This window comes from Paracidovorax wautersii (assembly GCF_900113035.1).
GTDB classification, from domain to species: domain Bacteria; phylum Pseudomonadota; class Gammaproteobacteria; order Burkholderiales; family Burkholderiaceae_C; genus Paracidovorax; species Paracidovorax wautersii.
In genome coordinates this window covers 1-6919 of sequence record NZ_FONX01000037.1, presented here as the reverse complement: position 1 = coordinate 6919, position 6919 = coordinate 1, and the positions used below count along the sequence as shown (strand labels likewise).

General features: G+C 62.1%; 6 protein-coding genes. All 6 read right to left on the bottom strand.

Features of this window, described 5'->3' with window-relative positions; genetic code table 11:
* On the bottom strand, positions 1-1261 hold a 1261-nt coding region (locus BM070_RS23615; protein WP_092942760.1), incomplete at its 3' end, for a hypothetical protein.
* A gap of 94 nt (positions 1262-1355) precedes the next feature.
* Positions 1356-4490, bottom strand: coding sequence for an ADP-ribosyltransferase-containing protein (locus tag BM070_RS25300; RefSeq protein WP_092942757.1), 3135 nt, complete (start codon positions 4488-4490; stop codon positions 1356-1358).
* 14 nt (positions 4491-4504) lie between these two features.
* On the bottom strand, positions 4505-5122 hold the full coding sequence (locus tag BM070_RS23605; RefSeq protein ID WP_092942754.1) for a hypothetical protein: 618 nt from the start codon (positions 5120-5122) through the stop codon (positions 4505-4507).
* Positions 5119-5466 carry a hypothetical protein gene (locus BM070_RS23600; protein ID WP_092942751.1) on the bottom strand — a complete coding sequence of 116 codons (348 nt, stop codon included), beginning with the start codon at positions 5464-5466 and terminating at the stop codon, positions 5119-5121. Before BM070_RS23600 ends, BM070_RS23605 begins: the two co-directional genes overlap by 4 nt.
* A 3-nt stretch (positions 5467-5469) precedes the next feature.
* Positions 5470-6294 (bottom strand): hypothetical protein, encoded by an 825-nt coding sequence (locus BM070_RS23595; RefSeq protein ID WP_092942748.1) that lies wholly within the window; start codon positions 6292-6294, stop codon positions 5470-5472.
* A gap of 141 nt (positions 6295-6435) precedes the next feature.
* A partial coding sequence (locus tag BM070_RS24940; RefSeq protein ID WP_175518599.1) for a hypothetical protein occupies positions 6436-6919 on the bottom strand: 484 nt, incomplete at its 5' end.

The window sequence follows — 6919 nt, the reverse complement described above, 5'->3', positions numbered from 1 at the left end:
GCTGCCCCTTGTACTCATCGTGCTTGCTCACCTTGAAGGAGGCACTCATGGTGCGGCCCGCGCCATTGACCATCTCTTGCGTGGCAGCCGATGTCTTCCACTTGATCCTATTGCCCAGCTCGTCGCGCATCAACAGGATGAAGCTGCGCGCGTTGTAGGCGTAGGGGTTGTCGATCTCCAGCACCCTGTCGATCGTGACAACTCCGGACATCTTCTGACCTGGCGTACCGATGTGCCGACTCGGCGCCTTGCGCTCAAGCTCAGCTTGGTGCTCGCGGTTGTACTGGGCGACCGAGGCTGCGGCCAACGCCAGATGACGGCTGTCGATGTGCAGGTAGTCGCGCGACAAGAGCAGCTGCACATTGCGGTCGAAATCACTATCGGGGCTCTTGGCTGCATACCACTCGCGCACGGCCTGCGCCTTGGCATCATTCTCCGCACGAGCTGCCTGCACCTGGTGGGCGAGGTCCCGCGAATCTTGCATGGCGTAGGGTAGATCGATCGCATCACTGTACGTGGCTGCCCCACCGCCATCCCGCGCCTTGGCGGCCGAGACGAACCCATGGCGCTCCACGAGAAAGCTGACGTGAGACAGGTATTCCAGCGTGCTGACCGCATTTGCGCGACCGGCGCGGCCAAACTCATCCGCCTCGCCTTCCGTCACACGAACCATCTCGTACATCTTGGCGAGGAACAGGGCAGCTGCGGGATCGATGCCAGTGTGGTCTTCCAGACAGCTGCTGCCGACCTGCTTGTATTCACCGCTTTCGAGATCTCGAAGGATGAAGCTCTCCTTGCGCTTGCGCTTGGAATTGCAATGCTCGCAACAGATCGGCTGGAGGGAAGCAGCCCTGACCTGGGTACGGTCATCCTCGCGATCAGTGACCGCAAACAGCAGATTCGTCTCCTCGAAGGCCTCCAGGCGCCCAACGACCTGCCAGTTGCCCAGCTTGACCTCTGGGTACTCGATCTTCAGCCGGTTCATGATCACCGGATTCTTGGCCACGACGCCCTCCGGAAGCCGACGAAGCGTGGTCAGGATGCGATCCATGTCACCCCCCACCATCTCGCTCTCACGCTCGTAAACGGTGGGCGTGTTCGACAGGATGGTGATGGGCGGAAGGCCGAACTTCTCGGCCTTGGCGTTGAGCTTGCCGAGGCGCCTTTGGAACTCCGCGAGCTGATAAGGAGCAACGACGACATAAGACGAGTCGAGATCGGCCGAGGCAGGGACCTCGGCGGGCGATGCGATGGCATTCATGGGGCATCAAGGCGCTTGAGCGCCGGCACAACTATGGAGCCTGCATTTTGCCTGCTGCGCTACTGCGTGTCGATCTTCCCAGCGGCGCCGTACCCTACCGCATAGGTGCAGGATCTCGCTCCGCCTCGACAGGCAGGACAGGAGCGCCCAAATCATCCAGCAGCGTGCGCACGAGCCCACGCGACTGCATGAGCTGCCAGTACCTCAGAGCATCCGACCCGGGTTCGCCCGCATCGTGCACCACGACGTTGCCGCCGCCAAACGCCTGGAGCGCCTCCAAAGCATCTGGCGTACGCCCCGTGCCATCACCACGCCACTCGTAGATCGACACGAATGCACCACGCTCCGCCATGACATCGGCCACCACACCTGGCAACCGAAGCGTGCCGTTGATGTGAGAGGCTGTCGCCAACAACGCCATGCCACTGAAAGACAGCTCCTGCAGCGATCGCCGCACATCTTGGCCATGCTCGGAGTTCTCCACCTGCGCCAGGGCGTAGGCCAGGTCCACCAGGTCCTGGCCATCGAGTCCCTGCAGGGCGTTTCCGATGAGCTTCTCACCGATGCGCTGGATGCTCTCGACCACGGCCTGCAGCCAGGCCTGGGCGCTGCCGGCAGCCGCCGCGGCCGAGGGCTGCACGCCCCTGGCCACCGCCTCTTCCACCGCATACGCGAACAGCTCTTCGTCGGCCGCCGGGCCCGACACGCGGGCCATGGCCACGCGGCGGGCCGCGGCGCCGTAGATCTCGCGCTCCACGGTGCCGGCGCTGCGCTGAGCCCAGGTGTGCACCTGGCCCACCAGCTGGTCGAAGGTGCGCTCTGGTAGCACGCTGCGGCCGTGGCGGTGCACGGTCTCGTGCAGGAACACCGCCGCCTCGCGGCCGGCGGGGATGCGATCGGCCAGGAACACCGTGGTGTTCGAAGAGGGGTCATGCCAGGCCTGGACCTGTCGGCCGAGATCCTGGCCAGCATTCAGGCTGTGGCGGATGTCCGGATCGGCCGGATCGTATGCGCCATGGTTGCCGGTAGCACTCTTGATCTGAGTCGGCTCGAATGGGACATAAGCAGTCGTCTCGATGTCCATGCTGTCGTCGTAAACGATCAGGCCATCATGACCAGCGTCCTTCACAAACCGATGGAACTCCTCGTCATAGAACGCCAAGTCGCGCAGCGATGGTCCGTCCTCGTCTTCATCGAATCTGCGGCCTTTGAATTCGCTGAACAATTCAGCCAAATCATCATTGGTTGCCGGCAGCTCAATCCGCAGATAGGCTTCGTAGATCACCTCTCCGTACTGCCGCGCTGCAACCTCGCTGTCAGCAAACCAGCCACCGTCTCGAAATGCGGTGATACCGCCAACGCGAGTGCCGTGATACACCACCAACGGCCTACGCTGATCGTCCACGACTTTGCTATCGCCGAACCATCGGTCGAAAGCTTGCTGACGCTCTTGCGCTTCTGTCGCCCGTAACTCGTCAGCCGTAGTGACCACGATGCTAGAAGGCAGATCCTCTGGGCACATCTTGACGATCTCCGCAATCGCACGACGCATGCTGTCCTTTGTCGCATGGACGCCGAATTCTGCGTCTTTGGCCAGGCGAACCTGCGACGGCTCAAACACAGCGATCTCCACGACTTCGCCGAATGCATTGAGCCTCACAGCGCCGTCATGGCCAGCAGCGATCAATTGAGCACGATCAGCTGTAGCGAACTCGTCCACCTCTGTGTATCGCCTGGGATGACGCAGTGCCACGTACGCCTCATGCACCGTGCCTTCATCTGCCCTCGATGCATCGAGGTCGTTCACGGCAGCTCTCGCGTAGGCCTGTGCCGTGGCCCGCAACGGCGTGAAGTAGATGGCCGGCATCTGCTGGCCATGCCCGAGCTTCGAATCGCCCCCAATGCGGAACCGCTCAATCACCGACGCCGCCGATCCGTGGAACACCTTCATGGGTTGCATCCGACGGTCAACCACCACTGTGCCCTCGATCCACCGCAAGAATTCCCCGGTGAAGCTCGGCAGTTTGGGCCCCTGGGCACGAATCGCCTCGACGCTTTTGGCATCCTTCATCAGAGCCTGCAGACCTGGATGGAGGGGGAATGGAAGCCCATCCAGATCGCACCACAGGCTTGCGTCCGACTCCCAGTTCAGGGTGGGCTGGAACTCCTCGTCCACCACGGCCGCGAAGTTGTGGTATCGAAAGTCTCCGCTCTGAAACACCATGAGAGGCACCATGTCCACCGGCACCGAAGGGTCCAGGCCAGCCTCCTCCACCAGTTCGCGTTGCGCAGCTGCAGCAGGCTGCTCGCCGGGATCGATGGCCCCACCCCACGTGCCCCACGTACCCGGCTCCAGCACTGCCTCCGATCGGAGGGGCAGGAGTACGCGGCCTGTGCTGCGAGCTACGACAACCGATCCAGCTCCAGCACGGCCCCAGAAGCCGGTCTCGACCAAAGCAGCGCCGTGACCATCATCAGTGTCGCGGCCCTCGTCGGGCAACTCGCTGAATCGTATGTCTGCCGAGTGGTGGTTGAAAGAACCATCGTTGCCGATCGCGGACTTGACGTTGCCATCCGTTCGATGCATTACTACCCACGACTGGCCACCGTCGCGCCGCATGCGCATGCCGTCAAAGCCGGCGGCGATCAGGTTGTCCCAGCCTACGGCCCTGAACAACGTGAAAGCGTCATCGCCACTCTGGATCGCTACCGGTGCGTCGAAGTCGGTGTACTCCACCACGAACGTGGGATCATTCGACAGCACCTCCGGCTTCGCCCTTTCCATGCCGTCGCCGAAGTGGCGCCAGTTCTCCATCTGGGTGTCAAAGAACTCCCTCGCCTCGGCCAGGTCCTGCAGTTCCCTGCGCTTTCGCCCCATGGAAAAACGCGCCCTGTCCGAAGGCAGCAAGTGCTCATTGGCGAACAGCGTGAGCCGCTCCTGCTGCTCGGACGTCAGCGTCCCATCCACATCAAGCAGCTCACCACGCACGTAGACCGGGAACACCGCCCCTGATTCGCCGATGTAGGCAGCCGCCTCACCAGCACTGGTGGTGAAGTAAGAAGCGACACCGTAGGCATCTCCGGTCAGAGCAGCTCCGACTGGACCGCCAGGTGTGAAACTGGTCAGGGCGTCCGGGTGCTTTGCCCCGTGGTACAGGACCAGAGGCTCGCCTGCAGGGTCGCGCAGGCCCTGCACGTGAAACCATTCGTCAAAGGCCTTGCCGCTCATCCTGCGTCCCAGACTCAGCGTCCGAGGCCAGGTTCGGAAGATGCAGCAGCACTGCGATCACGTTGAGCACCATCCATCTCGGCGCCCGCGGCTCGTTGGCTGGCAACCCGCAGCTGCGCGACCTCGGCCACAGGGTCCTTCATTCCGAGACAGGCATTGGCACTGTCTGCCAGCTGCCGCGCCATGGCCTCCATCGCCTCCTGGTCTTCCGGCAGACCGACCAGCTCTGGATCTGTTGTCGCTACCCACTTGTACCCAGCCTGCACACCGCCATCGGCGGGGTACATGTAGATGGAGCCTTTGGTAGCGCCGAAGCGCCACACGGCCTCTTCGGAAACGTTCCGCAATGGCGGAGGATTCAGTGCATGCACCCGGCAGACCTCGGTGGCCTTGCGCTGGATCTCGGCCAGCCGAACCGCTTCACTGATCTCCAGCGTGCCGCCTGCATAGAGCGTCACACCGGACACGCCGGGAATGCGCAGCAGAGCGTCCTTCAGCCTCTCCTCTTGCTCCAAGTCCAGACCGTGGTTCGCCCAAGCGGGAATGCCGATCGATATCGCCTCAACTGCGAAGTCATCTTCGGCCAATGCCACCTGCATTTTCTTCACAGTTTCCTGCTCACGAGCATTCATACCGCTGGCTCCTTGGTTTTCTTGAGGCCTGTGAACGACGTCCACAGAAAATAGCTTTGCATGAGGGCCATCGCCCAGAAACCGTTATAGACCGCGAACCCAATCCACAGCGAGTTGGAGGCGAGCCATGCGATCCACCCTAGACGGGATCGCAACGTGTTGCCATGCCTGGCAATCACGTAGGCGCCGAAACACGAAAGCCCTGCTGCAGCCACCTCCGCCAGCCGCGCAAGCGTGAAGGGCTGATTCAGTTGCCAAACTACCCAGTCCGTGGCCAGCGCGATCGACGCACCGCACAGAGCGCTCACCTGCTCAGTGAGCCACCCAACGAATGACGCCAGCATGGCTCACAGCCCTGGAGCTGGAGAACGGTCAGCCGACGTCGCTGGCGTCGGCGCTGCGGCCGTCACACCCTTTTCCTGGACCTGCGCATTCACCAGGGCAGCAGACACCTTGGAGCGGGCCTGGAGCAGCGCAGCGATGGCCACGTCGATGTCCGCCAAGCCGTTGGAATCGCCCGCCATCACATCCGCGGAGATCATTTCGAGCGCCTCGCGAGCAGCTGCACTACCGGCATCCTGCCGCGTGCGCTCCACGTGGGATTCCAGAATGTCCGCGACTTGGTTGGCCAACTCATCGGACAGGGGTACGGCTGTAGGCACCGGCAACCCAGGATCGAACTCATGCAGTCGTGCCCACTCCTGCGAAAACCGCGTAGCCAGTGCGCCCACACTTTCGCGTTCTGCAGCCAGGAGCCGGGCGATCACTTGCTCCTTTTCGGCGGGAAGGCAGAACTGGTACGCGACGCAAATGCGGGTAGGCGTAGCGTCGCCATGAGCAGCGCGGATGCCATCGTAGGCATCGCTGTCTTCGATCGAAATCTCGTCGCAGTAGATATCGTCTGAATCGAGCATGTCCGTGTAGAACGTGTCTATCGTCTTCCAGCGGACGTCCTGGCCGAGCATGAAGGCGGCGACAGCATCGGGGTTGTAATACTCCACCCGAGCGCCCTCGAACGCAGTGGAGTCCATGCGCTTTTTTAACCCGAGCCTGAATTCGTTGACGAGCACGCGCGGGGCGAGCTTTCCATCACGGTCATGGAAGAGCGCAACCTGTGCGATGGTGGCGCCCATAAAGGCCTTGGCGGATCGGCCTGAAAAATCGAGGTTCATGACTGACTGGGCTCAAAAGCCCCTTCACAACAATGGTGACTTGATTGTGCCACCGCCTCGACTACCCGTCGAGGTCAGCCAGAATAAGGGCGGAAACAATGTCGCTGGTCCACAGCCGCCGGGAGAAATGGCGTTGAGAACTCAGTCCGATTTCAACGGGAACCACATCGCCGGGCTGGCCATAAAGGCCAACGGCTTGAGCGTCCGATCATCTGACAAGCGGTGCGCCGCATACGCGTAGCGGATGGCTGATAGAGCTGTCCACAGGGCAACCAAGAGCACCTGTGCGGCATATCCGAGCCGCCCGTCAAAGAGCCAGGACACGGAATAGCACAGCACGATGAGCGTCACGATCCAGAACATGCGCGAGATCGTGATCGCGCCGCCTGCCCGCCGTGAAAACGCCCCGTCATGGCCCTTGGCCAATGCCAGCACCCGCGCATCCACTGCGCTCATCGCCTTGCTGAATTCTTCGACCTCACGCTCGCTGGCGGCGTGGAAGCCGCAAATATCGTCGCGCACACATTTAAAGCCATCGTCCACGGCCAGCAGCGACTGCTCGCGACAGCGTGGACACTGCTTGTATGTAAACACGCCCTTGACCGCGCCATACGCCGAAGTCAGG